22 protein-coding genes are annotated in these 24,112 nt (G+C 66.1%); 8 read left to right on the forward strand and 14 right to left on the reverse strand.

The features are described 5' to 3' along the window. Nucleotides 1-106: 106 nt before the first annotated feature. The 7 genes from Q8R27_RS05135 to Q8R27_RS05165 all read right to left on the reverse strand — a co-directional run bounded on the left by Q8R27_RS05135 (nt 107) and on the right by Q8R27_RS05165 (nt 9,415). Entirely contained in the window at nt 107-3,091 is a 2,985-nt protein-coding gene (locus tag Q8R27_RS05135; protein WP_305697995.1) for a TonB-dependent siderophore receptor, read from the reverse strand. Between the two features lie 139 nt (nt 3,092-3,230). Then, nucleotides 3,231-3,530, reverse strand: coding sequence for a hypothetical protein (locus Q8R27_RS05140; protein ID WP_305697996.1), 300 nt, complete (start codon nt 3,528-3,530; stop codon nt 3,231-3,233). A gap of 53 nt (nt 3,531-3,583) precedes the next feature. Continuing rightward, on the reverse strand, nt 3,584-5,260 hold the full coding sequence (locus tag Q8R27_RS05145) for a pilus assembly protein TadG-related protein (protein ID WP_305697997.1): 1,677 nt from the start codon (nt 5,258-5,260) through the stop codon (nt 3,584-3,586). Further along, a complete protein-coding gene (locus tag Q8R27_RS05150; RefSeq protein WP_305697998.1) occupies nt 5,260-5,550 on the reverse strand; it encodes a pilus assembly protein in 291 nt (96 codons plus the stop codon). Before Q8R27_RS05150 ends, Q8R27_RS05145 begins: the two co-directional genes overlap by 1 nt. Nucleotides 5,551-5,730: 180 nt before the next feature. Then, nucleotides 5,731-6,111, reverse strand: coding sequence for a PRC-barrel domain-containing protein (locus tag Q8R27_RS05155; protein WP_305697999.1), 381 nt, complete (start codon nt 6,109-6,111; stop codon nt 5,731-5,733). Between the two features lie 82 nt (nt 6,112-6,193). After that, nucleotides 6,194-8,341, reverse strand: coding sequence for an amylo-alpha-1,6-glucosidase (locus Q8R27_RS05160; protein ID WP_305698000.1), 2,148 nt, complete (start codon nt 8,339-8,341; stop codon nt 6,194-6,196). Nucleotides 8,342-8,350: 9 nt separating this feature from the next. Then, a complete protein-coding gene (locus Q8R27_RS05165) occupies nt 8,351-9,415 on the reverse strand; it encodes a glycosyltransferase family 4 protein (protein WP_305698001.1) in 1,065 nt (354 codons plus the stop codon). Between the two features lie 245 nt (nt 9,416-9,660). Here Q8R27_RS05165 and Q8R27_RS05170 point away from each other — a divergent pair, with 245 nt between their 5' ends. Further along, nucleotides 9,661-9,975, forward strand: a complete 315-nt coding sequence (locus Q8R27_RS05170; protein WP_305698002.1) for a hypothetical protein — start codon at nt 9,661-9,663, stop codon at nt 9,973-9,975. A gap of 9 nt (nt 9,976-9,984) precedes the next feature. On the opposite strand, the gene Q8R27_RS05175 is transcribed toward Q8R27_RS05170, so the two are convergent. Then, nucleotides 9,985-10,644 carry a DUF1345 domain-containing protein gene (locus tag Q8R27_RS05175; protein ID WP_305698003.1) on the reverse strand — a complete coding sequence of 220 codons (660 nt, stop codon included), beginning with the start codon at nt 10,642-10,644 and terminating at the stop codon, nt 9,985-9,987. Between the two features lie 120 nt (nt 10,645-10,764). Between Q8R27_RS05175 and Q8R27_RS05180 the strand changes: the two genes are divergently transcribed. Together Q8R27_RS05180 and Q8R27_RS05185 are read left to right on the forward strand one after the other, a co-directional pair. Continuing rightward, nucleotides 10,765-11,421 carry a GntR family transcriptional regulator gene (locus Q8R27_RS05180; RefSeq protein WP_305698004.1) on the forward strand — a complete coding sequence of 219 codons (657 nt, stop codon included), beginning with the start codon at nt 10,765-10,767 and terminating at the stop codon, nt 11,419-11,421. 144 nt (nt 11,422-11,565) lie between these two features. Further along, on the forward strand, nt 11,566-12,840 hold the full coding sequence (locus tag Q8R27_RS05185) for an acyl-CoA dehydrogenase family protein (protein WP_305698005.1): 1,275 nt from the start codon (nt 11,566-11,568) through the stop codon (nt 12,838-12,840). A 48-nt stretch (nt 12,841-12,888) separates the two neighbouring features. Here the strand turns inward: Q8R27_RS05185 and Q8R27_RS05190 are convergent, their stop codons facing one another. After that, nucleotides 12,889-13,719 carry a phytanoyl-CoA dioxygenase family protein gene (locus Q8R27_RS05190; RefSeq protein WP_305698006.1) on the reverse strand — a complete coding sequence of 277 codons (831 nt, stop codon included), beginning with the start codon at nt 13,717-13,719 and terminating at the stop codon, nt 12,889-12,891. A gap of 94 nt (nt 13,720-13,813) precedes the next feature. Here Q8R27_RS05190 and Q8R27_RS05195 point away from each other — a divergent pair, with 94 nt between their 5' ends. Both Q8R27_RS05195 and Q8R27_RS05200 read left to right on the forward strand, forming a co-directional pair. Next, nucleotides 13,814-14,578, forward strand: a complete 765-nt coding sequence (locus Q8R27_RS05195; protein ID WP_305698007.1) for a phytanoyl-CoA dioxygenase family protein — start codon at nt 13,814-13,816, stop codon at nt 14,576-14,578. 27 nt (nt 14,579-14,605) lie between these two features. Continuing rightward, on the forward strand, nt 14,606-14,980 hold the full coding sequence (locus tag Q8R27_RS05200; RefSeq protein ID WP_305698008.1) for a nuclear transport factor 2 family protein: 375 nt from the start codon (nt 14,606-14,608) through the stop codon (nt 14,978-14,980). Here the strand turns inward: Q8R27_RS05200 and Q8R27_RS05205 are convergent. Both Q8R27_RS05205 and Q8R27_RS05210 read right to left on the reverse strand, forming a co-directional pair. Continuing rightward, nucleotides 14,977-15,606 (reverse strand): TetR/AcrR family transcriptional regulator, encoded by a 630-nt coding sequence (locus Q8R27_RS05205; RefSeq protein WP_305698009.1) that lies wholly within the window; start codon nt 15,604-15,606, stop codon nt 14,977-14,979. The two genes, Q8R27_RS05200 and Q8R27_RS05205, sit on opposite strands and share 4 nt — an antisense overlap. A 40-nt stretch (nt 15,607-15,646) precedes the next feature. Continuing rightward, complete coding sequence (locus Q8R27_RS05210) at nt 15,647-16,396, reverse strand: IclR family transcriptional regulator (RefSeq protein ID WP_305698010.1); 750 nt, start codon at nt 16,394-16,396, stop codon at nt 15,647-15,649. 266 nt (nt 16,397-16,662) lie between these two features. On the opposite strand from Q8R27_RS05210, the gene Q8R27_RS05215 reads away from it, so the two are divergent. Both Q8R27_RS05215 and Q8R27_RS05220 read left to right on the forward strand, forming a co-directional pair. Beyond that, entirely contained in the window at nt 16,663-17,751 is a 1,089-nt protein-coding gene (locus tag Q8R27_RS05215) for a hypothetical protein (RefSeq protein WP_305698011.1), read from the forward strand. Between the two features lie 250 nt (nt 17,752-18,001). Further along, nucleotides 18,002-19,348 (forward strand): CAP domain-containing protein, encoded by a 1,347-nt coding sequence (locus tag Q8R27_RS05220; protein ID WP_305698012.1) that lies wholly within the window; start codon nt 18,002-18,004, stop codon nt 19,346-19,348. 12 nt (nt 19,349-19,360) lie between these two features. Here Q8R27_RS05220 and Q8R27_RS05225 read toward each other — a convergent pair whose 3' ends face one another. Continuing rightward, on the reverse strand, nt 19,361-20,944 hold the full coding sequence (locus Q8R27_RS05225) for a GNAT family N-acetyltransferase (RefSeq protein WP_305698013.1): 1,584 nt from the start codon (nt 20,942-20,944) through the stop codon (nt 19,361-19,363). 403 nt (nt 20,945-21,347) lie between these two features. Here Q8R27_RS05225 and Q8R27_RS05230 point away from each other — a divergent pair, with 403 nt between their 5' ends. Further along, nucleotides 21,348-22,115 carry an SDR family NAD(P)-dependent oxidoreductase gene (locus tag Q8R27_RS05230; protein ID WP_305698014.1) on the forward strand — a complete coding sequence of 256 codons (768 nt, stop codon included), beginning with the start codon at nt 21,348-21,350 and terminating at the stop codon, nt 22,113-22,115. 15 nt (nt 22,116-22,130) lie between these two features. Here the strand turns inward: Q8R27_RS05230 and Q8R27_RS05235 are convergent, their stop codons facing one another. Together Q8R27_RS05235 and Q8R27_RS05240 are read right to left on the reverse strand one after the other, a co-directional pair. Next, the gene (locus tag Q8R27_RS05235) at nt 22,131-22,940 is read right to left on the reverse strand and encodes an enoyl-CoA hydratase-related protein (RefSeq protein ID WP_305698015.1); all 810 of its coding nucleotides are present in this window, start codon (nt 22,938-22,940) and stop codon (nt 22,131-22,133) included. Nucleotides 22,941-23,028: 88 nt separating this feature from the next. After that, a complete protein-coding gene (locus Q8R27_RS05240; protein WP_305698016.1) occupies nt 23,029-24,015 on the reverse strand; it encodes a zinc-dependent alcohol dehydrogenase family protein in 987 nt (328 codons plus the stop codon). Nucleotides 24,016-24,112: the final 97 nt, after the last annotated feature.

Here is a 24,112-nt window from a genome sequence, read left to right on the forward strand (position 1 = left end):
GCGTAGCCGTTCTCCCGCCGCGTATATTCGCCAGTTGGCCACGCTGGTTGAGCGCAGGCGCGTCGCTTTCGGGCCGGGGACGCTGCCGCGCCCCCGGCCTCCGCGATCAGAACTTCTTGGTCAGCGCGATCTTGTAGGTCCGGCCCAGCGCGTTCGCGGTCAGGGCGTCGTAATTGAGCTCCAGTCGCGCCAGCGGCGGGTCGGTGTCGAAGATGTTGGTGACATTGAACACCGCCGTGGTGTCCCAGGGCAGGAACACTCGATAGGTGACGTCCGTGGTGACGAAGGCGTCGATCTTCTTGCCGTCTTGCGGACGGGGCACGACGGTCGCCTGAGCCGCGGTCGCCACGTCGCCGATCACCAGGTTGCCGGTGAACGGCGTCGTGCGTTGGTCGATGTAGCCGTCGATGTAGTTGGTCTGCAGGCGGATGTTGTGCGGGCCGCTGTCCCACTCGGCGTAGAACATCCCGCGCCATTCCGGGATCGGATAGAAGCCGGTGTTGTAGTTGAACTTGCCGACCCCTTCGAAACCAGGCGTGGTGACGCCCTGAAGCTTGACCTCGGCGATGGTGTACTTGTGGTTCCAGGTGACCTGCGAGCCTAGCTTCAGGCCGCCGCCGTAGATGTCGTCGAAGCTGAGTTCACCGGTGACGTCGACGCCATCGGTTTTCACACCCCCCGCGTTGGCCCAGTTCACCGCGATCTGCGTGAAGTTGTTCACCCCGCAAACCCCGGTCGGGAAGGTGAAGCGAGCCTGGATGATCGCGAACGCTGGGTTGTTGCAGTTCACGTCGCTGTTGTTGGGGAACATCTGACCGACGATTCCGGCGGCCGATTCGACGGTGAATGGATCCTGGAAGTCGAAATTCCAGTAGTCGACCGTGCCCTTGAACGGCCCGGCCTCGACGATCGCGCCGACGCTGTATGTGGTGGCCTTCTCCGGCGCCAGGTTGGGGTTGCCGAACTGGGCGATGGCGCGGAAGGCGTTGCTGATGAACACGCCCGTCACCACCGGCGACGGGTCGACCAGCGGCTGCGGCGGCGCGCGGAAGGTGGTGCCGACGGAGCCGCGGAACGCCAACCAGTCCAGCGCCTGCCAGCGTACGTCCAGCTTCGGGTTAAAGGTGTCGCCGCCGGCGTTCTCGCCGTAGTTTTCATAGCGGGCCGCGATGTGGGCGTTGAAGTTGTCGGTGAACGGCAGCGCCACTTCGGCGAACCCGGCGTAGACATTCTGCACAACATTGGCGGGGGTCGACGAGGATAGCAGCCCGAAGGGGCCCGGCGAGTTCGTGCAGGCGCCGCCGATGAGGGTATCGGAGCATGGAGTCACTAGGCGGTTGTTCAGCGGTCCATAGTCGGTCCGATAGAAATTGCGGCGGAACTGGCCGCCGGCCGCCCAACCGACCTTGCCGCCCGAGAACTCGATCGGCAGTTCGCCATTGAGCACGCCGTCGAGCACGAACAGCCGCGCGGTGGAGTCGCTGGTGATCGCCGTGCCCATCCATTTCACCAGCTCCAGAGGGTTGGCGACCGCGGAATTGAACAGCGGATTGGCCGCGCCCGGACGTTCGGCGGAGAACTGCGAGTTCTGGGCGAACGAATTGGTGAACGGGTTGAAGTAGTAGCAACCTAGCGCATTGTTGCCGGCGTTGGTGGTGAAGTTCGCGGTCTCCGCCGCGGTGCAACCATTGGTGTCGCCGGCCAGCGCGCCGAAGCCCCGCAGCGCCAGTTGTTGGCGCGAGACGAAGGTGTCCCAGCCGCCCTTGGTGACTATGTTGACGGTGTGGTAAGTCCCTGCGAGGTCCCATCCGATGCTGTCGAACAGTTTGCCCGAGAAGCCGCCCGAGAGCCGATAGGTCTTCAGGATGGTCGGGACGGCGACGCCGTCGCCCTCAAACACCGGGTTTCCGCCCAGACCAAAGGGCCGGAAGTTGATCGCCGGGAGGACTACGCCCGTCAGGTTCGCCGGGAGGGCGTTGGGGAACTGTTGACGCAGCAAGGTCAGGCCCGGGTTGCTGGCCGGCACGAAGTAGCTGCCGGGGAACGGCGAGGTCAGGGCCGTCGGCCCAGGCGCTGTGGTCGGATAGCCGGGCGAGCTGCGCCCCACCGACTTGGTCTCGGTGTAGAAGGCCTCGGCATGGAACTTGACGGTGTCGGACAGCTCGAAGTTGGTTTCGCCGTACACCTGCCATCGACTCGTGGGATCGATCAGGTTGACGAAGGTGCCGGCGATGCGGGACAGACAGACTTGGTTACCGCCGACGAAGGCCGCCTGCGCGCCCACCGTGGCGCAGCCTGGATCGCGCAATTGAGCGCCCAGCGTCGAGGTTCCGGTGAGCGGTAGGAAAGACACCGGGCTGTTGGTGAAGGAATAGCCGGAGTCCGGGTTCTCCAGATAGCTCGGAAGGTTCCAGTCGCGCTCGTTGCCGCGCAGGCGCCCACGCATCTGCCAGCCGGCGGACAGCAGGACGTCGCCCCGCTCGCCCTGCCAGCCCCAGATGGCGCTGGCGCTGTAGTCGGGCTCGTCGGCGCCGGGGACGTAACGATAGTCACCCGAGACCTGCAGACCGTCGAAGTTCTTGCGGGTGATGAAGTTGACCACGCCGCCGATGGCGTCGGAACCGTACGTGGCCGCCGCGCCGTCCTTTAGGATTTCAATGCGGCCGATGGCGGCCTGTGGCAGCGAGTTCACGTCCACCGGGCCGTTGCTCGTCGGAACGGACACCAAGCGGCGACCGTTCAGCAGCACCAAGGTGCGCGTAGCGCCCAGGTTGCGCAGGTTGACCGTGGCGACGCCGGACGGCGTGGAGCCGATGGTGGCGTACTGGTTGTGGTCGCCGTTCACCCCGCCGCTGACGGTGAGGTTCTTCATCAGCTCGATGGTGGTGGGATTGCCCTGACGTTGCAGTTCGTCGGCGCCGATCACATCGACCGGCAAGGCCGCGTCCTCGGGCGTACCGGCGATGAACGAGCCGGTGACGATGACTTCGCTGACTTCGCTGCCGGACTGTGCAGCAGCCGAGCCGGCCCACAGTCCCGCCGCAAGGCAGACGGCCAGGGCCGAGCCCTGGTTGAACAGGTTCGACTTCATGATGCGCTTCCCCGCTACGCCACTGCGGCGCTTGTTGTTTGGGAGGAGGCGCCCGCTCGCGCCCGCTCGTCAACAGGATGTTGATATCCAAGACCAAAAATTGGAGAGCGTTGCAATTAGGCAACAATTGCCGAAGGCGTCAAATAGTCCCGCGAGCGCGAGATGTCTCTGCGAAGACGCGGGCGAGCTCGATCGTTAGCTGTTCCAGGGCGTCCACCGCCTCCATGCGCTGCTCCACATTGGGCGCGAAGGCATAGATGACGCAGATCGCATGCAGCCGACCGCGCAAACGCGGCTCGCTCACCTGCGGCCTGTCGCGCGGCTCCCTGGAATCAGCGGGCACGACAGAAAACAGATCCTGCGTGGGGTCGATGAACGTATCGCTGGCATCCCACTGCACGGGACTGCCCAGCACCGCCACCTTGCGTTCGAAATCCATCGTCCTCCCCTCCTCGTCGCGCCGCGCCCACGCGCTCTGGCCATGCCGCGTGTTCAGGCGACCAGCGCCGCGTCCCGGCAACGCAGGCCGTTTAGCCGCACGTCCGCTTCTCCAAGCCGCACGCCAAGGATCGCGGTCAGGCTGTTGACTAGCGCGTCAACCGGAGCCGCGACCCCGTTGAGCACTGAGGCCAGGCTTTGCTTGATCAAGTTCAGGTTCAACCCGAGCGGCAGGCCGAGCAGGGTGACATTCAGATCAAGGTCGCCGAGCAACGTGCTGGCGGCGGTCTGCACGATGTCGTCTGTGGCGACAGTCTTGATACGGCGCGCGGTGATGTCGGCGCGGTCGAACGAGACCTGATTCCAACTGGTCCCGCCCAGCTTCACGTGCGCCGAGCCGGTCGCCTTCACTAGAGGTAGGCTGAGGATCGCGGCGGGCTTGCGCGTCAGGGGGGCCTTGAAGTCGTCCAGCTTGCTGACGTCGATGTCGGCGATCGCCACCTCGCCCAGGCTGGGCCGCACGGCCAGCGTTGCTGACTGGCTGGCAGGGTCGCTAGGGCATTGCACCGCGGACAGCTTGGCCTCCGCGCTCGCGGCCTCGAGCAGCAACGGAAGGCGCACGGGCTGCGCTCCCAGGCCGCTCAGGGCACCCAGCGCCTTGGCCTCGACATAGAGCCGCGCCTGGGCGGTGCGAATGACCACGCCGCCGTCGCGGTCGACGGTAAGCCATGGCGAATGGTTCGGCCGCTCGCCGATCGCCAGCCACACGTCGAGGTCCGCCACGCCTGGGACGCTGGCTCCGAGGTCCAACTTCACCTGCCGCCCCTCCTGCGCCAGCGCGAGGATCCCCTGGGCCATGGCCAGCGATCCGACGGCGACGTCTGTGCTGGAGGCGCCTGCCACATGATCCTGGTCGCCGTAGGGGCCGAGCGACAGCAGCCCGTCGAGCTTGACGGGCTTGCCGGGCCCTGCGGCCGCCGAAAGCTTCAGCGCCGCCTTGGCGGCGGGGATCTGGCCGGTCTCGTTCAACAGGTCGCCCAGCACCTTGAGGGCGTCGGCGGTGTTGGTTTCGGTAGCCAGCACCTCATTGAAGCTGGCGCCAGTGAGATGCATCGAGGTGCGCAGGGCTTCGGAATAGCGCAGCAGGTCGACGTCGGCGTCAGCCAGCGCGTCGTAGTCCATCACCGACAGCGACACCGTGCTGCCGGTCAGGGCGCTCAGGACCTGGTTGGCGACGCCGCCATGCAGCGAAGCCAGCCGCGTGCCGATGGAAAAGCTGGCCAACTCGGCTCGTGCGGCGGTCGCGCGCCGGGTGATCTTCACCTTGTGCGACCCGATCAGCACAGGCGCGAAGAACAAGTCGGCGTTGGAGCTGGCGGTCACCGAAACAGCGTTGGGCTCTATCCGCGTGGCCACGAAACGCTCGCCGGGCTTCAGGGCGGGGTTCGGCGTGTAGACCCCGAGCGCCACCTTGACGGTCAGCGGAGTTTTCCAGCCGGAGGCGGCGGCCGTCGCGCGGGCCGCCTTGCGCGCGTTCGGCAAGTCCCGCGCCGCGGCGACGGCCGCCAGGTCGGCGACACCCTGAAGCTGGCGCGCCTGCAGGTAGATGGAGCCCACGTCGACCGCCAGAGCCGCGCAACCGAGCATCATCACCGCGCCTGCGGCGGTGAGGATCGCCACCCCGCCACGCTGATCGGCCGCGAACGAAGCCGCCCGCCCCCGCGCCCGCATCAATAACCTCCGACGCTGACGACAGCCTGCCGACGGATGGTCGAGCTCGGCATCGGCACCAGCTTGCGCAGCGCGAAGATCGGCGATTGTGACGCATCAAAAGTGACGGCGACGACGATTCTGTTGGGGTTGTTGTCGAGGGTCCAGCTGGCTTTCGATGGTGACAGGTCGTAACGCGGCAGCGCGTCGTCGACCGATGCGCGCACAAGTTGCTGACGCTCGGCGAGATCGAGCCCGCCGACGGCTTCGCGGGTGCCGTCGTTGGCGATCTGCTGGACCGCGTGCGCCATCCAGAAATAGCCGCCGTAAGCCGACCAGTTTCGCGCACGTCATAACCGTTGAGCGCCGCTGGCCGATTGGCGTCTTGTCCCATGCGGTCTCGCAACCATCGCTGGAAGACGGCGCTGCTAAGATCGACGCAGCGCTACAACGCGTCACGCAGCGCGCGGTGGCGCGGCGGAACGCTTCGCCTAAGGCCAGTAAGGCACCGCGCCGTACGGTTGGTAGTAGGCGTAAAGCAAGTCGCGGTAGCTTTGATCGCCGCCGCCGAAGCCTTCGAGTTCGTCCTTGCCGTAGGACGGCGCCTTCTCGAGCTGGTCCTTGGTCAACGGCAGGACGTAGCCGTCCTGGGTCGTGTCGTAGTCGAGCACCGCCCAGGGCAGCGGATGGTAGCGTTCGCCAATGCCGAGGAATCCGCCGAACGACAACAGTGCGTAGCGCACCTGCCCTGAGAGCTTGTCGATCGACAGATCCTCGATCCGGCCGATCCGGTCGCCTTCTTGGTTGAACACGGGGGTGTCTGTCACCCGGCTGGACGTGATGAGGCTGTGGTCCGGTGTGATTTCCGGCATGGGGGCGTCTCCCGTTGAAGCGCCGCAAACATCCTTACGGCTCCGCTTGACGCAAACGGGTGCGGGGATCGGCGGTTCCGATCTATTTGATCGCCACCTGGACACCATCGGCGCCGGTCGCGCGCACCAGCACGGTCTCACCGACCAGTTCGAACAGCAGGTCCACCTTGGCGTCGCCTACAGCCAGGCCTTCGATGTTCAACCGACTGATGCCGACCGGCAGGTGCGGGTCGACGATCTCGATGCGGCGCTCCAAGGCGTGGACCTGCAGGCCAAGGCAAGCCTGCAGCATCATGAACACCGAGCCCGCAGCCCAGGCCTGCGGCAGGCAGGCCACCGGGTAGGCGACCGGCGGCTCGCCGGGAAACCGTGGAAAGCCGCAGAACAGTTCCGGCAGCCGCATCTCGAAATGCGCCGCGGTTTCAAACATCGCCGCGGTGAGGCGGACCACGTCCTCGCGCTCGCCATAGCGCGACATGCCCATGGCGCAGACCGCGGTGTCGTGCGGCCACACCGAGCCGTTGTGATAGGACATCGGATTGAAGCGCGCCTCGCCGATCGCCAGCGTGCGCACGCCCCAACCCGAAGCGAAGGCGTTCGAGCTCAGCCGCTTGACCACCCGCCGCGCACGCTCGGGGGCGGGCAGACCGGAGAACAGCAGGTGGCCGGGGTTCGAGCCCAGCACCTCGCAAAGCGCGCCGTCTCCATCGATGGCCATGCCGTAGAAGCCCTGCGCCTCCATCCAGAAGCGGTCCTCCACGGTCCGGCGAAGGCGCTCGGCGCGAGCCTCCCAATCCTCCGCGCCCTCGGCGCCGCGAAGGCGCGCGAACCTGGCCAGGGCGCGATAGGCGGCGAATGCATAGCCTTGCACCTCGACGAGCGCGATCGGACCGTCGGGAAAGCGGCCGTTGACGTGGAAGACGGAGTCCTCGCTGTCCTTCCAGCCCTGGTTGGCGAGACCGGAATCCGATCCTCGCTTGTAGTCGATGAGCCCGTCGCCGTCGGTGTCGCCGAACACCTCCATCCAGTCGGCCGCGCGTTTCAGCGCGGGCCAGATCTCGTCGATCAGGGCCATGTCGCCGGTGCGCTCCGCGTAGGCCCCGGCCAGGGCCACGAACAGCGGCGTGGTGTCGACGCCGCCGTAGTAGCGGCCGAACGGCACCTCCCCCAGCGCCGGCATCTCGCCCTTGCGGGTCTCGTGCATGATCTTGCCCGGCGCGGAATCCCGGAACGCCGAGATCTCGTGGGCCTGGTGGGCGGCGAGATACGCCAGCACGCCTCTGGCCAGTGACGGGTCGATCCACAGGATCTGCCAGGCGGTGATGATCGCGTCGCGCCCGAAGGCCGTCGAGAACCAGGGGATGCCCGCGTAGGGGTACGGTCCGGTCTCCATGGGCGTGGTCAGCAGGGCGATGTCAGCGCGGGACTTGTTCAGCCACTCGTTGAAAAGTCGTCCCGAGCTGTGCACCCGCGCGCCGAGGCGGTTGCGGGCCCGCATTTCCCAGCGCGCGCGCGCTGCGGCGCCTCGGAACCGCTCGCGGGTGGGCGTCAGCTCGCCCTCGGCGCCGATCTCCAGGTAAAGCTGGTGGCGGCCCTCCGGATTGATCGACACCATGAACTCCGCGCGCCGTGCGCTCAGGCGTCCTGGCGCATCGGAGAAGGCGATGACACTGGTGCGGCGCACCCCGTCCAACCCCTCGTAGGCCAGCCGCACCTGGCGGCCGTCGATCTCCGGCGGCGCCAGCGTCCCACGCCGCGTGCGCTTCATCCCGCGCACCTCGAACATGTCATGGAAATCCGCGTCGAACTCGATGGTCAACGGCATGATCACGGGATCACGGCTGTAGTTGACGATGGCGATGCGCTCGTAGAGCCGCTCCTCCCACAGGAAGCGCTTGCGCTCCACGTGCAGCACGCCCGGCGGACCCATCGAGGCGCCAGGGACCGGCAGGGCGCTGTTTGTGCAGTTGGACGTGAAAAACACATTGTCCTGCGCCAAAGCCGAACTGAGCAGCGACGGCGAATGGCCGCCCAGCAGCAGCCGGAACCGCGACAGGATGCGGGTGTCGTCCCGGAACAGGCCGTCGCCCGCGCCTAGGATGTCCCCAAACGCGTCCGACACCACGAAGGTGTCCTTGTCCTTCAGCGCGAAGAGTCGATGCGGGACCCGCGGTTCGCCGGTCTCGCCATGCTCTACCGCCGAGTTTGGGGCGGGTGCGAGATCGTCCACGCGTTCAACTCACATCACGAGCGCCCTGGGGGCTTCCAGTCGAGGGGAGGCGGCAAGTTCCTCATACAGAGCCGTATAGCGGCGCGCCATCGCCATGGACGAGAACCGCAGTTCGAATCGCCGGCGGATTTCGCGCCGGTTCAGCGTCGGCAGCCGACGCACGGCGTCAAGCGCCGCCTGCAGCGAGTCCACGACGAAGCCGGTCACGCCGTCCTCGACAATCTCCGGCACCGAACCGCACTTAAAGGCGATCACCGGCGTGCCGCAGGCCATGGACTCGATCATCACCAGCCCGAACGGTTCGGGCCAGTCGATCGGGAACAACAGCGCGTCAGCGCCGCCCAGGAAGGCGGACTTCTGCTGGTCGGAGATCTCGCCCACGAACTCGACAAGCGGGTTGCCGCGGATCAGCGGCTCGATCTCGTCGCGATAGTAGGCGGCGTCGGCGGCGTCGATCTTGGCGGCCATCTTCAGCCGTCGCCCGAGCTGGGTGGCGATGGCGATGGCGCGGTCGGGGCGCTTCTCCGGCGAGATCCGGCCGAGGAACGCCAGGTAGCCGTCGCTGTCGGGGTGCAGGTCGTACCCCTGCCCCGGCACGCCGTGATGCACAGTGCCCATCCAGCTTGCGTGCGGCAGCGGTCGGCGCTGGTCGTCGCTGATCGAGACCAGCGGATACTGGCCCCATCGCGCGTAAACGGGCGGCAGGTCCTTGAGGTCAAGGCGGCCGTGCAGGGTGGTCAGGGTCTTGCCCGCCAGCGCCTCGAAGAACGGGAAATGAAGGATGTCGGTGTGGAAGTGGATGATGTCGAACTCATCCGCCCGGCGACGCACCTCGTCCAGCATCGACATGTGCGCGGCGAGATCGGATTTCAGCGGCGCGGGGTCCAGGCGGATCGCTTGATCACGCACGGCGGCAAGCTTCGCTGAGGTCTCCGCGTCTGCACTGGCGAACAGGGTCACATCGTGACCGAGATCGACCAGCGCGTCGGTGAGATAGGCGACGACGCGCTCGGTGCCGCCGTAGAGCTTCGGAGGGACCGCCTCGTACAGCGGTGACACCTGGGCGATTCTCATGGCGGCGCTCCTTCAATGCACGGTCATCCGGAAGGCGGGTGGAGCCGCGCCCGCGCCACCCCCACCAATCCGAATTCCGAACGCGCGAGCGGGTTCCCTGCACTGCAGCATTCATTTGTGCTGCGCCGCCACAGTCCGATTCAACGGCGCGGACGATCAATTAGAAGCGCCGAAAGTCCACACCGATGGAACTCTTGGTTGCGCCTTGCGGTTGGTCTGGCCCTGAGGTTGCGAAGGACTGGCGCATGACAGGCCGCGAGGAGATCATCTATGCAGAGCTTGCTGAATTATGGCGGCGCGTCTGCTCCGATCCACCGCCAGAGCCAGGCGTGGACGTAAGTCATATGCTCGACATCTTGATGACGCAGGTCGAACCCAAGACTTATGACCGCTTCTACTCGCCGCATTTGCGTGAGTCGCAGATCTCGTCCCCGAAGATCGATCAGGACGACGGCCTGGCCGGACAGCGACAGGCTGCCGTTGAAGAGCGTCTGCGCGAAATGCTGCGCACCTGCCCTGTGTCCGCGGAACTGAAGGCGCTGATCGCCCGGCTCGACTAGGCCGGTCGTTCAGAACAACCCGGCCACCATGTTGATCGTCAGGGCGACGACCACGGTGTTGAAGGTGAAGGTCAGCAGGCTGTGCAGCGTCCCCAACCGGCGCAACGACTTGCTGGTGATGTCGATGTCGGCGGTCTGCGATGCTACGCCGATGATGATCGAGAAGTGCAGGAAGTCCCAGTAGTCGGGATCTTCGCCGCCGGGAAACTCAAGACCGCCCGCGTCGCCCTCATCCACCTTGTCGTAGTAGCCATGCGCGTAGTGGATCGCGAAGATCATCTGCACCATGAACCACGAAGCGGCGACGGTGGCGAAGGCCAGCCAGACTCGCGCACCCCTGGCGAAGCCCGGGTCGTGTTTGGCCAGCGACAGCTCGAACGCCGTGGCCGCCAGACTGCCGACCGAGGCGACGATCACCAGGCCCAGGATGGTTGCTCGCGCCTGATCGTCGGCCGCGGCGCGTTGGCGGATCTGGTCAGGGGTGCGCCCGATCATCGAGTGAAGGGCGGCTGCGATGAAGCTGAGGCAGGCGACGTCCCAGCCAATGATCAGGCAGGTGCCGGCGCTCGCCGGCGTCCACGCCAGACAGGCGAAGCCGGTGAGGATGCCGATGGCGACGGCTGCCGCCAACCTGGGCCGCGGCGCGTTGCGGCCAAACACCATCCACATCGACGCCGTCCCTGAACCCGCGCCCCCGAACTCTGGCGCCGCGCGCCAACCTGCACCCGCATGACGCGGACGTCGATCAGCGCTATTGCCCGCGAGGTGCTTGGAACCGCAGATTACCGCATGAGCGTCAGTCCCCACGACATCCTCGCCCGTCACATCATGGACGGGCTGTACGAAGGTCGCTTCTCCCCCGGCCAGCGCCTGGTCGAGGCCGATCTGATGGAGCGCTACCAAACCAGCCGCGGCGCGGTGCGCGAGGCGCTGAGCCGGCTGGAAGCCGCCGGCGTCGTGCAGATCACCCGCAACAAGGGCGCCTCCATCCGGATGCTGTCTCGCAAGGCCGCGCGCAACATCATCGTCGTGTCGGAGGTGCTGAACGGGCTGATGGCGCGCCTGGCGGCGGAGAACATCGATCAGCCGGGCGCCCGGACGACGCTGCGCGACGCCTATGAGCTTCTGCAGGCCTCTCGCGACCTGGCCGGCCTGCGCGACCGGGTGCAGGCGCGCAACGCCTATTACCGGGCGCTGATCGACATCGGCGGAAATCGCGAACTCGCCCGCGTGCTGCCCAACACCGATCTGCACCTGACGCGCACCCAGTTTCGGCAGTACGACTTTGAATACGAGCGCGAGCGCTTCGACCTCTATCGCGACCTGCACGACGCCGTGCTGGGCGGCGACGCCCAGGCCGCCGAAGCGATCGGACGGGCCCGGACGCGGCGTCTGTTGGGCGACCTCGATGGGCTGCCCGACGAAGCGTTCGCGCCGGAGGACTGACCCGATCGCGAAAGCCTGGCCGCCGGCGCAGGTTGGATCATCGTGGGTGCGTCAGATTGTCGGACAATATCATTCACAATCTTGACTTCCTTACGACGCGGGTCTTCAACGCCGCATCATTCCTCAGCCGCCCGGAGCCAGACCATGTGGAGTTTCTCGAACGATCCCGAGTTCCAGCCCGAGCTCGACTGGATCGACACCTTCGTGCGCGAGGAAGTCGAACCGCTCGACGTGCTTCTGGGCAGCCAGTGGGACATCCATGCGCCTGAGTTCAAGCGCCTGGTCAGGCCGCTGCAGCAGAAGGTCAAGGACCGCGGCCTGTGGGCCTGCCACCTCGGCCCGGAGCTGGGCGGCAAAGGCTATGGCCAGCTCAAGCTCGCCTTGATGAACGAGAAGTTCGGCCGCTCGCGCTTCGGACCGATCGTCTTCGGTTCGCAGGCGCCCGACACCGGCAACTCCGAGATTCTCGCCCACTACGGCACGCCCGAGCAGAAGAAGAAGTACCTCGAGCCCCTACTCAATAATGATATCGTTTCGTGCTTCTCGATGACCGAGCCGCAGGGCGGCGCCGACCCGCTGGTGCTTGCCGCGAGCGCCGTGCGCGACGGCGACGATTGGGTGATCAACGGCGACAAGTGGTTCGCCTCCAACGCCCGCTACGCCAGCTTCTACATCGTCATGGTTGTCACCGACCCTGACGCGGCTCCCTACCGGCGGATGTCGATGTTCATCGTCCCGGCCGACACCCCCGGCATCGAGATCGTCCGCAACTACGGCTTCTACGGCGAACCGGAAAACACGCACGGCCACGTCCGCTGGACCAATGTGCGCGTGCCGGCCGAGAATATGCTGGGCGGCCAAGGCGACGCCTTCGTCGTCGCCCAGGTGCGGTTGAGCGGCGGGCGCATGCACCACGCCATGCGGACCCTGGCGCAGGCCACACGCGCTTTCGAGATGATGTGCGAACGCGCCGTATCCCGCTTCACCAAGGGCGAGCAGCTCTCCAAGAAGCAGATGGTGCAGGAGAAGATCGCCGACTCCTGGACCGAGCTTCGTCAGTTCCGCCTGTTGATCCTGGAGACGGCCTGGCTGGCCGACCAGGGGAACGACTGGAAGGCGATCCGCAAGAACGTCGCGGCGGTCAAGGCCACCATGCCGAAGTTGCTGCACGATATCGCCGCGCGCGCCCTGCAAGTCCACGGCTCGCTGGGCATCAGCCACGAGATGCCGTTCGCCGAGCTGGTCATCAACTCGTTCCACATCGGCCTCGCCGACGGCCCGACCGAAGTCCACAAGGTCACCGTCGCGCGTGAGGTGCTGAAGGACTACGCGCCGATCAACGACATATTCCCGAGCTACATCCGTCACGAGCTCGTGGCCGAGGCTCACGAGCTCTATGACGCGTTACAGGAAACCTGAGGCCGCCGACGGGACAGGGCGGCGTAGCGACGCCGCCCGCATCCCCCTTTAGTTCGGCGTGGCGTGCTCTTCCCGCCAGAGCGGCGGCAGGCCGTTGACCAGGCCGAACCCCTTGGTCTGGTAGCCCAGCAGCTCCAGCAGGGTCGGCGAGGCGAACTGCAGCACCGTCGGGTTCAGCGACAGGTACCAGTTCTCCTGCTGGCGATAGATCGGCAGGGTGTACCAGGCGAAGATGCCGGCGCGGCGCTCGTCGGCGGTGACGTTGACGCCGGTCTTGTGCCAAACCCGCCCCTCGAACGCGCAGAGAGAACCAGCGGGCGCGACCAGCGGCGCGTGCGCGGCGGCGGCGTCGCCAGGGCGTGGAGCGCGGTTTTCCAGATGGCTGCCGGGCGCCATCATGGTCGCGCCGTTGTCCGGCGTGAAATCGTCCAGGCACCAGACGAAGTTGATCCCCTGCGGCCGACTCCAGGGTTCCGGCATGTACTGCTGGTCGCAGTGCACGTAACTGTCGCCACCGCCGGGCCCAGTGATGTTGGCCGAGATGTTCGATAGCAGCGCCGGCCAGCCGATCACCGAGCGCAGCAGGCGCATGGCCAGCGGATGTTCGGCGAGCTCGCTGAACACCCGGTCGCGGTTCAGCAGGTTCCAGACACGCTGGTTGCTCTCGGGGCCATAGTCGAGCCGGATGCGGGGCCCCTTGCCTCGGCCGGGGTCGGTCTCGGCCGCATGGTACAACGCGTCGCGAGCACGCTGCAGATCGGCGCCTTGCAGCACGCCTTCAACGATGCAGACGCCGTGCTGCGCCAGGTCGCGTTCAGCTTGTTCGGGATCACGGGTCGCGGCAGGCAGTCGCGCCGGCGCGGCTTCGACCAGGGTCATCGGATTCCTCCCGCATGCCGTTCACGACGGCTTTACGCAGAACGATAACATAACTTATCCTATGCTCAAGTGAACCAGCAGGGAGGATCGCCCGATGCCGACGGGAAAACTCGCGGCGATGCTGGCCGAGTTGGACGAGCATGGCGTAGTCGTCGCGCCTGACGTTCTGTCGGCCGCAGAGCTGGCCGCGGCGCGCGGCGCTGTGGATGAGCTGATCGCCGCTGACCGCGCCGCGGGCGCCCAGCTCGCCGGGTTCCACTACGATCCGGACGACCGCAATATCCGCATCGTCGACCTGGCGCCGCGCAGCGAGGTGATGCGCAGCTTGGTGGAGCATCCACTGGCCCTGGCGTTGGTGGAGCACGCGTTGGGCGCGGACTTCCGCCTGTCCAACTTCAGCGGCAACCGCACCGCTCCGGGCTCGGGACGGATGGGGATGCACGCTGATCAGGGCTTCCTGCCCAGCCCCTGGCCGCCCTACGCCATGGCGTTCAACATCGGCTGGGCCCTGGACGACTTCACGCCGCAGAACGGGGGCACGCGCTACATCCCGGGCAGCCACAAGCGTGATCACGGCCCGAAGTGGAACGGCGACTACGCCGAGGCCCGGCCCATCGTCTGCCGTGCCGGCTCGCTGTTCGCCATGGATGGCCGCGTCTGGCACCAGACCGGGGCCAACGTTACCGACGCCGAGACCCGCACCGGCCTGTTCGCCTACTACGTCCGCCCGTTCATCGTCACCCAGCGACCCTGGCCGGCCTTGATCCCGCGCGCGAAACGGGACGAACTGACGCCGAGGGTCGCCGAACTGCTGGGCTTCGAACGCCCTCGCGCCACCACCGACCTGCGCTCGCGCTGAGACGCTCCGCCTTCTGGGAAACCGCCGATGACCGAAATCGCCGAGCGCCTGACGCGCGCCTTCGACACCCTCGACGCGGGCGCGTTCGACACGCTCTACGCGCCGGACGCCACGGTCTGGCACAGCTTCGACCAGCTTGAGACCGACCGCGCCGGGGCGATGAAGGGCGTGCGCCAGTTCTTCGGGTCGCTGAGCGCGCTCAAGTGCGGCGACGTGCGACGCCTGCAGACCGCCGACGGGTTCGTGCAGCAGCACCTGCTGTCAGGCAGCTTCGCCGCAGGCGGCGGCTTCGAGCGTCTCCCGGTCTGCCTGATCGTCACCACCCGGGGCGAGCACATCGTGCGCATCGAGGAATACATCGACCCCAAGGCGATGTTCCCGCGACCTCCCAAGCCCGCCTAACGCTTGGCGGGTTGCGCCGTCAGCAGGACGAACGCCTCGCGGCGCATCTGCCACGACTCGGCGTCCGACAGGGACAGGAGGTGGGCGACCTGGAGGGACGTGAACAGCCGCGCGCGCATCGTCGCCTCGGCTTCATCGAACCCAGCGACCCGAAACGCTTCACTCATGAACGCCAGCACCACGCTCTCCGAGCGCTTGAGCGCCTGAGCCGCACGCAGATCAGAGGCTGCCCAGACCCGCATGGCCCCATCCAGCCGCATGAGCTCGCTGCGCCAGGTCCGGCGGGCGAGCAACCGCAGGCGATCCAGTGGGTCCTGCGTCTCACGACTGATCTCATCGATCAGCCGCTCGATCTGCTCGGAGCTGTAGTCATCTGCGAGCGCGCCCAGGAACTCGTCCATGTCACGGAAATGATGGTAGAAGCTGCCCGACGAAACCTTCAGCCGCGCGGTCAGCGCCGCCAGCCTAAGCGCCCTGACGCCGCCTTCGATCAGCAGCGCCTGGCCGGCCGCCATCCAGTCTGCGCGGCCCAGTCGCCGGTCGCGACCGCGCGCGCCCGGTTTCGATCCTCCGGCTCTGATGTCGGCGTCGTCCATCTCGACAGAACTGCCCCGGTCAGACGACAAATGCAAAACTCCGTGCGCAGCCGGCGCAAGATCATGATCTTCAGGGCGCAGCCTGGGCGCCCAGGCTGGCGATTTCCATGCGCAACATGCCCAGCGCAGGCTCGAGCTGCTCGTGCACGCTGCTGGTCGCCAACGGCATGCCGATCGCGAGTCGGCGATGATTCCAGACCCCCGGCACCGCCACCGACAACAGACTTCCCCCTGGCAGCGGGGTATCGATGGTCAGGGCGTAGCCGTTGCGGCGAACGTCCTCGATGGTCTTCAGCACGGTCTCGTATTCGACCCGTTCCTCGCTGTTGAAATAGTTGATCTGCCTGCAGATCTTCTCGATCTCGACGTCCGTGTAGCCGCTCAACAACATCAGGCCTACGCCCGAGGACGTCAGCGGCCGCAAGGTCCCGGGCGGCGCGATGAAGTTCAGCGATGACTGACCCGCCACCACATGCACCCATTGTGCGTATAGGCCGCTTTGAGTGCCGAGTATGATGATCCGGCCAGTCGAGGAATGAAGCCGCTCCATCATCCGGATAAGCTGCCCATCGCCAAAAAGAACATCTTCAACCCAACGGCCAAGATAAGATATTCTCATAGTGGGTAAATAGGTATGGGTTTTGGAGTCGAAATCCAAATATCCAAGTGTAACGAGGCTCTTCAGGATACTCAGTCCACTGGATGGCGCATAACCCAGTTCAGCGCAGATATCCCTCAGCGAAAGCGGGCGACGTTCACGGTCGAACATCTCCAGGATGGCGAAGCCGCGTTCCGTCGATTTGACTGTCGCAGCGGTCACGCTTTCTCCCTCCCCGGCCCCACTTGCCGCATTCAAGCATGTGAATGTGGGCGCTCGGAGACTGATTCTATGATCGAAACACGTGAGACCTGATACAAAAAGCTCAATCGCGCTGATGAGGCGCCCGCCGAAGCCGCCCAGGAAATCCTGGCCGCGCTGCAATGCGGAGACCCCCTCAGGCGCAAACCGCGCTCGCAAGCCGGCCCAGTCGCCGCGTCTCAAGTGGCCCAAGGTCCGATGCGAGCCAACACGTGGAGGAATTTCACATGGGCGATATCCTGGCCCTCGGACTTACTCACTACCCGCCGCTCAGCGGCCGAGACGAGCAGATGGCGGGTCTGCTTCGACGCATGCTCACCATGCCGCGCCTGCCGGAACATCTGAAGGATCCGAAGAACTGGCCGGAAGAGATGCGCCAGCAATGGGCCAACGATGAAGGCCTTGCCTCCGCCGCCCGTCACCGCGCCGACCTGGTGGGCTGGATGGACAGAAGCCGCGAAGCGCTCGACGAGTTCAAGCCTGACTTCGTGCTGATGTGGGGCGACGATCAGTACGAGAACTTCCGCGAAGACATCATCCCGCCGTTCGCGATCAGCGCCCATGACGAGTTCAACTTCTCGCCGCCAGCGGACAACGTCTGGGGCGAGGATCCGACGAAGAAGATCCGTATCGCCGGCGCGCCGAAGATCGCCAAGGAGCTCACCACGTCGCTGATCGAGGAAGGTTTCGACGTCGCCTACTCGTACAAGCCCCTTCACCATCCGCTGGGGCACGCGTTCTACAATGCGGTCAACTACCTCGACTACGGCCGGGAAAAGGGCTTCCCCTATCCGCTGATCCCGTTCGCGATCAATTGCTACGGTCGTCGGGTCATTGCGCAGCGCGGCGGCAGCCCGAACTTCGACCACGAACTCAGCGACGACGAACTGGATCCGCCGGCGCCCACGCCCAAGCGCCTGTTCGATCTCGGCGCCGCCACGGCGCGCATCCTGAAGAAGTCGCCCTACCGCGTGGCTCTGATCGCCTCGTCGGGCTGGTCGCACGCCTTCCTGACGATGAAGAACCACTACCTCTATCCGGACGTCCCTGCAGACCGGAAGATGTACGACGCTCTCGTCAAAGGTGACTGGGACACCTGGCGCAACCTGACCGGCAAAGAGGTCGAAGATGCTGGCCAGCAGGAGATCCTCAACTGGAGCTGCCTGGTCGGCGCGATGAGCGAGCTGAACCAGCCGCCGGTTGAGCACGGCTTCGTCGGCACCTGGATCTTCAATTCGTCCAAGGTGTTCGCGATCGCTCCGCCGAAGACCGGCGACGGCGCGAACGCCGCCCAGAAGGATCTGGCCACGGCCTGATCGAACGTCAGCTTCGCCATGGCGAAGCGTGTCTGAAGACTACTGGGGCGTCGTCGGGCAACCGGCGACGCCCTTGGCGTTTTCAAGGTCCAACGCCGCCGCGTTTGGCGAAAAACTAACCCAATTCAATCCGCTACCGACACTCCAGTGCGCCAACGGGTCGCAGCCTCGCGTCGCATGGCAGACTCATTTGCTCGCCCATTTCGCCCCGCACGCGAACTTTTAACCGCGAGGGCGGAGCATCCCCACCATGTCCGAACCCAATGTCTTCGAGCAGTACGACCTTGAGCTGATCAACGCCGAGCGGGCGCTGGCGGGCGTCCAGCCGCTGGTTTTCAACTTCCAGCTCGATGACGCGGCCGAACTGCACAGCCAGTGGATGATCGCCACCGACACCTTCTCCCACACCGGTTCGGGGGGCTCGAGCGCCACGCAGCGGATGACCGCCTCCGGCTATGCGCTGTCGGGGTCGTGGGCGACCGGCGAGAACATAGCCTGGGCGAGCCTGCGCGCGCCGGCCGGTTACCAGGACGAGGTGTTGCTGCTGCACGCCAACCTGATGACCTCCACCGGCCACCGGGAGAACATCCTCAACGCCAATTTCCGCGAAGTCGGGATCGGCTTCGAGGTCGGCGAGTACCAGGGCTGGCAGGGCGCCTTCGTCACCCAGGATTTCGGCAAGACCGGAACGGCCACCTACCTTACCGGCGTCGCGATCGACGACCTGGATGGCGATCGCTTCTATGACACCGGCGAAGGCCTTGGCGGGCTGACGGTGACCGCGGTGGGAGCTGGCGGCGCAACCTATTCTACGACCACCTACGGCTCCGGCGGCTACGCGCTGGCGCTGCCCAACGGGACCTACACGGTCACCTTCTCTGGGGGCGGCTTCGCCGCCAGCTCGCAACAGGCGACGGTTTCTGGCCGAAACGTGAAACTCGACCTCGTCGATCCTCAAGCCGGCCAGGCGCCTGTCGCGGGCGTCATGCGCGGCGGTTCCGGGCCGGACACGATCACCGGCGGCGGCGGCGACGACACCATCGAGGGTGGAGACGGCGTCAGCTACCTGCGCGGCGGCGACGGCGCGGACCGCATGACGGGCGGTCGCGACTTCGACGACATCAACGGCAACATGGGCAATGACACCGAGTTCGGCGGCGACGGCGACGATTGGGTGGCCGGCGGCAAGGACAACGACGCGCTCTACGGCGAGAACGGCTCGGACGTCGTGTACGGCAACATGGGCGCAGACACGTGCGACGGCGGCGCCGGCGCCGACATCGTGCGCGGCGGCCAGGGCGATGACATCTTACGGGGCGGAGCGGGCGACGACTGGCTGTCCGGCGACCGAGACTCCGACACCATCAGCGGCGGCGGCGGCGGCGACACATTCCACATCTCGCCCGGCGCCGGTCTCGACCGCATCCTGGACTTCAGCCGTGCCGAAGGCGATCGGGTGATGCTCGATCTCGGGACCACCTACGCCGTCGCCCAGTCCGGCGCAGACGTGGTGATCACTATCGCCGGCGCCGACCAGATGATCCTGGTGGGCGTCTCGATGTCCTCGCTCACCGGCGACTGGATCTTCGGGGCCTAGACGCCGGCAGGATCAGGACTTGCGGACGGCGGTCAGCGTCGCGCCGGCAGGGTCCCATCTGCGCCCCTGCACCGCGAGCTGCTGCAGGATCTGGCCAGGCTGGACGGCGCTGTTCGGCGTCTGCGGCCGGGGCGGGATCTTCGGCAGACCGGGAAGTACTTTCGCCGGCGCCGCCAGGCTCAACTTCATCAGCAGGTCCTTGGCGCGTAGACTGTCCGGCGTGATCGCCAACACCTTGCGACAAGCGGCCAGGGCGGCGTCGCGCTCGCCGAGCGCGGCCAGACTTTGCGCCAGCCAGAACCACGGATTGTCGGCTTCGGGCTGCACCTCGACGCAACGGGTCAGCATGACCTTGGCCTCGGCGTGGTTGCCTTTGCGCGCCAGCAGACGGCCGAAGCGATAGAGGCCCAGCGCCTCGGTCGGCGCGAGTTCGACGATCTGGCGATAGGCGAACTCCGCGTCGTCCAGCTTGCTCTCTTCCTCGAGTTTCAGCGCGCGCGAGAGCATCGACGGCATCGACCGCTCGTCCAGCCGGTCGCGGAGGTTGCGGCCGTTCTTGGTCTCCACGTAGCAGCCTCGCAACCACCTGTCGGTGGGGCCGAACAGGTACTTGTAGGGCTCGTCGCCACGCAGGAAGTCGTAGGTCTTGAACCCCTCGGCGATGGCGTGACGGATGCTGTAGGCGTGTAGCAGATAACCGGCCGGATTTTCTGTGTAGGTCTCGTCACGGCCGGTGATCGCGAACAGCATGTGCTTCTTCACGACGTCGACGTAGGTGCCCAGCACAGCGATCGGCCGGTCGCCGTGCCAGAAGACCGGCATGTATAGCAGCCCGGCGTCTGCGCATCGGCGCAGCATTGCGCGATTGCGCGAGACGATGCCTTCCAACCGCTCGCCCTTATGCTTCGCCCACTTGACGGTCCACAGGCGCAGCAACGTCTCGATGTCGGCTTTGATGTCGTCTGGCCCGGAGACTGTGATCCGGTAGTCGTCGGTCTCTTCCAGGCGGCGCAGCAGGCGGCGGATCTTCTGGCGATTGTTGGCGCTGAGCGTCGCCAGATAGGCCTCCCAGTCATCCGGCAGATCGATCGCCGGGGCGACGGTGTTGTCCGGGCCGTTCTTGTCCGCGTAGCTGATCTCGTGGTGAACGAACCGATGAGTGTCGAACCCCCTCAGGAACAGCGCCCGCCGTCGCTCCGACATCAGCAGATTGTCGAGTGTCAGCCGCGCCCAGTGAAGCTCTTCGCGGATATGGGCGGCGAAGGCCGCCATGGTCGGCGCCTCGTCCTGCGGCAGACAAAGGATGCCCGCGTAATCCGAGAAGGCGTCAGAGGCCAGGTACACCTCGTTCTTGAACCCATGGGCCGTATGGAAGTGCGCGCGTAGTCGCAGGCCCAGAAAGCCCACACACTCCTGGTCGCCGGCCTCGCGCTTGGCGCAAAGGATCAGCCAGGGCCCGGGAAGCGCCTCCAGCCATTCGGACATCCACATCCAGGACGAATAGAAGTGCGCTTCCGGGTCGGCCTCATACAGCCGATCCCAGTTCTCGCGCAGGCCCTTCAGACCGTCGAACGTGTCGACAACATCGATATGCATCTCGCCCCGCCCCTCGGACTTCGCACCCCCAAGGTATTCGCGAAGTCACGCCAAAGACCCCCGTCGCTCCATGATGATACATGAAATGGGTTAGATTTCCAGTCTGCAACTTTCGCGCCAGTGACTTGGTGTGGTAAGAAATCGCAGGGCCGATGTGGTGGCTCCCGGCTTCGATCATTTGCGTTTGAGTCGCAAACGACGCGCTTCAGCCTCGATTGGCGGCGTCTTGGAGTCTATCGATTCCGAATTGCTGAAGTTCTACCTGACGAAGATTTTCTTCTGTCGAATACCCGCCAGACGCGAATATTCGATCTGGGTGCGTCACCGCCGCCTTGCTTTCACCCCCCGCCGCACACAGGGTTGCGGCCACAAGAACAAGCAGCACATTCGGGCGGGGAAATTCATGAGCATGTTCGATCTGACGGGGAAGGTCGCCGTCATCACAGGGTCATCGCGCGGCATCGGCCGCGCAGCGGCGGTGTCGATGGCCGAGCAGGGCGCGCGCGTCGTGGTTTCGTCACGCAATCAGGCCGATTGCGACGCGGCGGCAGAGGCGATCAACGCGGTCCATCCTGGCCACGCGATCGCGGTGGCCTGCGACATCACCCAGCCCGCGGACCAGCAACACCTGATGGACCGGGCGCGCGAGGCATTCGGGCCGATCGACATCCTGGTCTGCAACGCCGCGGCGGGCGGGACCAGCGTCCTGCTGACACAGATCACCGCAGAGCAGCTTCACACCGATCTCGACGTCAATCTGGTCGCCAATGTCGGGCTGATTCAGAAGGCCGTCCCCGACATGATCGCGCGTGAGGACGGCGCTGTGATCATCGTCTCGTCGATCGGCGGCCACAGCGGCGGCAGCGCGCTTGCCGGCGGCTATTCGATGGCGAAGGCCGCCGAGACCCAGCTCGCCCGTACCCTCGCGGTGGAGCTGGGGCCGAAGAACATCCGCGTCAACTGCGTCGCCCCGGGCCTCACACGTACCGAGCTCGCGCGCGGCGCCTGGGAGGATCCGGCCCGTCAGGCGCAGATGTTGTCACGCACGCCGATCAAGCGCGTCGCCGAGCCGGAAGACGTGGCCGGCGCGATCGTATTCCTGGCCACCCGCGCAGGCGCCTTCATGACTGGCGAGACGCTGATCGTCGACGGCGGCAAGACCATGGCCTGAGCCGTTGTGCAGGCCTCAGCGGCCGGTGAACGTTGGTGGCCGGCGCTCGACGAAATGCGCCACGCCTTCGCGGAAGTCCTCGCTGGCGAACGAGGCGATCTCCTCGGTCTCGGTGACCACCAGGGATTCGCCCAGGTGCTGCATCAATGCGTCATAGACCTGCCGCTTGATGATCGCGGTGGAGCGCGGCGAGGTGTTGTCGGCAAGGTCGGCGGCGAACGCCTGCACGGCCGGCATGAGCTCGTCGGCCGGCAGGGCGCGGACCAGGCCCAGGCGTTCCGCCTCCAGACCGGAGAGCTTGCGCCCGGTCATCAGCAGGTCGAGGGCGTTCATGGCGCCCACCAGCCTGGGCAGCATCCACGACATGCCGTGCTCGGCCACCAGCCCGCGGCGCGCGAACGAGGTCGAGAGGTTGGCGGTGTCGAGCATGAACCGCAGATCACAAAAGACCGCCAGGCTGACGCCGACGCCGGCGATCGGGCCGTTGATCGCCGCGATAATCGGCTTGGAGATCCGCAGCATGTAGCTCAGCCGGCGCTGGTAGTTGGCCTCCATCCCCTCGCCCGCCGGCGCCACGACCCGCACCTCACGCGTGGGTTCTGCGCCCACGCCCTGCAGCGCCGCCATGTGGGCGCCGACGCAGAAGGCGCGGCCTGCGCCGGTGAGGATGATGGCGCGCACCAACGGATCCGCGTCCGCCCGCTCCAGCGCATGGCGCAGTTCAAGTTCCGTCTGCTTGCTGAAGGCGTTCAACCGCTCGGGCCGGTTGAAGGTGATCGTCAGGACGTGGCCCGACATCTCATAAAGCAGGTCCTCGTAGTCCATCCGTCACCTCCGGTCGCTTGGCGCTCGCCAGCCGGTTGAGCCGGCTCGACGCGCAATCAAGACACGGGTCCGGAGGCGACGGCAAGGGCTAGGGTTGCATGACGATCTTGCCGATGTGGGTGTTGGATTCGAGGAAGCGATGCGCCTCCGCCACCTGGTCCAGCGGGAAGATCTTCGCCACAGGCATCTTGAAGCGCCCGTCGCGGATTCGCGCGGCGATCTCGCCCATCGCCGCGTCCAGCCTCGGCCGGTCGCGCAGCAGCTCGAAGAAGTTGTATCCGCGCATGTTTAGGTTCTTGCGGATGGAAAGCTGCCTCGGGAAGGTGTGTGGCTGATTGGCCATGCCGCCGTAAATCATCAGCGTTCCGTCGTCGGCCAAGCATTCGAACAGCGTCTCGGCGAACGGTCCGGCGACCGGATCGAAGATCAGCTCAACACCCTTGCCGCCGGTGATCCGGGCGACCTCGGCTTTGATGTCCTGTTCTTCGGTGGCGACCACGTGGTCGGCGCCGGCGGCGAGGATGGCGTCGGACTTGCCGCCGCGGCGCGTGGTGGCGATCACCGTCGCGCCGATGTCATGGGCGATCTGCACGGCGGCCAAGCCCACGGCGCTGGAAGCGGCGGGTATGATCACCGTCTGGCCCTTGGCCAGACCGGCCTTGGCCAAGCCGCCCCAGGCGGTCAGGAAGGCCACCCAGATCGACCCATTCTGGATCGCGTCCAGGCCCTCGGGCGCCTTGACCAGCGACAGCGCCGGCACCACCGCCTGCTCGCCATAGATGCTGCGTTCGCCAGGAGGCGAGATCGGCATGAACACCACCGCGTCGCCGACCTTGAGGCCTTGCACATTGGAGCCCAACTGCGCCACCCGCCCCGTCGCTTCGCCGCCGATGTACGACGGCAGGGTGGGCTTGAAGATGTAGTGACCGCCGCGGAACGCCGCCTCGCCGCGATTGAGACCGATCGCCTCGATGTTCAGCAGCACCTCGTCCGCGCCCGGGGCGCCGGGATCGACCTCTTCGACCCGCAACACATCGGGTCCGCCCAGCTCGGGAAACCTGACGATCCTGGCCATTGGTCTTCTCCCGCGTTTATCGTTGCGCCGGCCACGGTCATGCGCGGCCGGGGGTCTGGCGTCCGTAGGATCGGCGCATCGGCGGAAGGACGAACGC

The sequence above is a fragment of the Phenylobacterium sp. genome (assembly GCF_030697305.1).
Taxonomy (GTDB): Bacteria; Pseudomonadota; Alphaproteobacteria; order Caulobacterales; family Caulobacteraceae; genus Phenylobacterium.

Bases quoted from the DNA above. Each gene is read 5' to 3' on its own strand.
- Q8R27_RS05230 (WP_305698014.1), top strand. From the start codon at position 21,348: ATGAGCATGTTCGATCTGACGGGGAAGGTCGCCGTCATCACAGGGTCA.
- Q8R27_RS05225 (WP_305698013.1), bottom strand. From the start codon at position 20,944: ATGCATATCGATGTTGTCGACACGTTCGACGGTCTGAAGGGCCTGCGC.
- Q8R27_RS05240 (WP_305698016.1), bottom strand. From the start codon at position 24,015: ATGGCCAGGATCGTCAGGTTTCCCGAGCTGGGCGGACCCGATGTGTTG.
- Q8R27_RS05135 (WP_305697995.1), bottom strand. From the start codon at position 3,091: ATGAAGTCGAACCTGTTCAACCAGGGCTCGGCCCTGGCCGTCTGCCTT.
- Q8R27_RS05180 (WP_305698004.1), top strand. From the start codon at position 10,765: ATGAGCGTCAGTCCCCACGACATCCTCGCCCGTCACATCATGGACGGG.
- Q8R27_RS05220 (WP_305698012.1), top strand. From the start codon at position 18,002: ATGTCCGAACCCAATGTCTTCGAGCAGTACGACCTTGAGCTGATCAAC.
- Q8R27_RS05200 (WP_305698008.1), top strand. From the start codon at position 14,606: ATGACCGAAATCGCCGAGCGCCTGACGCGCGCCTTCGACACCCTCGAC.
- Q8R27_RS05155 (WP_305697999.1), bottom strand. From the start codon at position 6,111: ATGCCGGAAATCACACCGGACCACAGCCTCATCACGTCCAGCCGGGTG.
- Q8R27_RS05145 (WP_305697997.1), bottom strand. From the start codon at position 5,260: ATGCGGGCGCGGGGGCGGGCGGCTTCGTTCGCGGCCGATCAGCGTGGC.
- Q8R27_RS05235 (WP_305698015.1), bottom strand. From the start codon at position 22,940: ATGGACTACGAGGACCTGCTTTATGAGATGTCGGGCCACGTCCTGACG.
- Q8R27_RS05165 (WP_305698001.1), bottom strand. From the start codon at position 9,415: ATGAGAATCGCCCAGGTGTCACCGCTGTACGAGGCGGTCCCTCCGAAG.
- Q8R27_RS05175 (WP_305698003.1), bottom strand. From the start codon at position 10,644: ATGTGGATGGTGTTTGGCCGCAACGCGCCGCGGCCCAGGTTGGCGGCA.
- Q8R27_RS05195 (WP_305698007.1), top strand. From the start codon at position 13,814: ATGCCGACGGGAAAACTCGCGGCGATGCTGGCCGAGTTGGACGAGCAT.
- Q8R27_RS05185 (WP_305698005.1), top strand. From the start codon at position 11,566: ATGTGGAGTTTCTCGAACGATCCCGAGTTCCAGCCCGAGCTCGACTGG.
- Q8R27_RS05215 (WP_305698011.1), top strand. From the start codon at position 16,663: ATGGGCGATATCCTGGCCCTCGGACTTACTCACTACCCGCCGCTCAGC.
- Q8R27_RS05140 (WP_305697996.1), bottom strand. From the start codon at position 3,530: ATGGATTTCGAACGCAAGGTGGCGGTGCTGGGCAGTCCCGTGCAGTGG.
- Q8R27_RS05190 (WP_305698006.1), bottom strand. From the start codon at position 13,719: ATGACCCTGGTCGAAGCCGCGCCGGCGCGACTGCCTGCCGCGACCCGT.
- Q8R27_RS05150 (WP_305697998.1), bottom strand. From the start codon at position 5,550: ATGGCGCACGCGGTCCAGCAGATCGCCAACGACGGCACCCGCGAAGCC.
- Q8R27_RS05170 (WP_305698002.1), top strand. From the start codon at position 9,661: ATGACAGGCCGCGAGGAGATCATCTATGCAGAGCTTGCTGAATTATGG.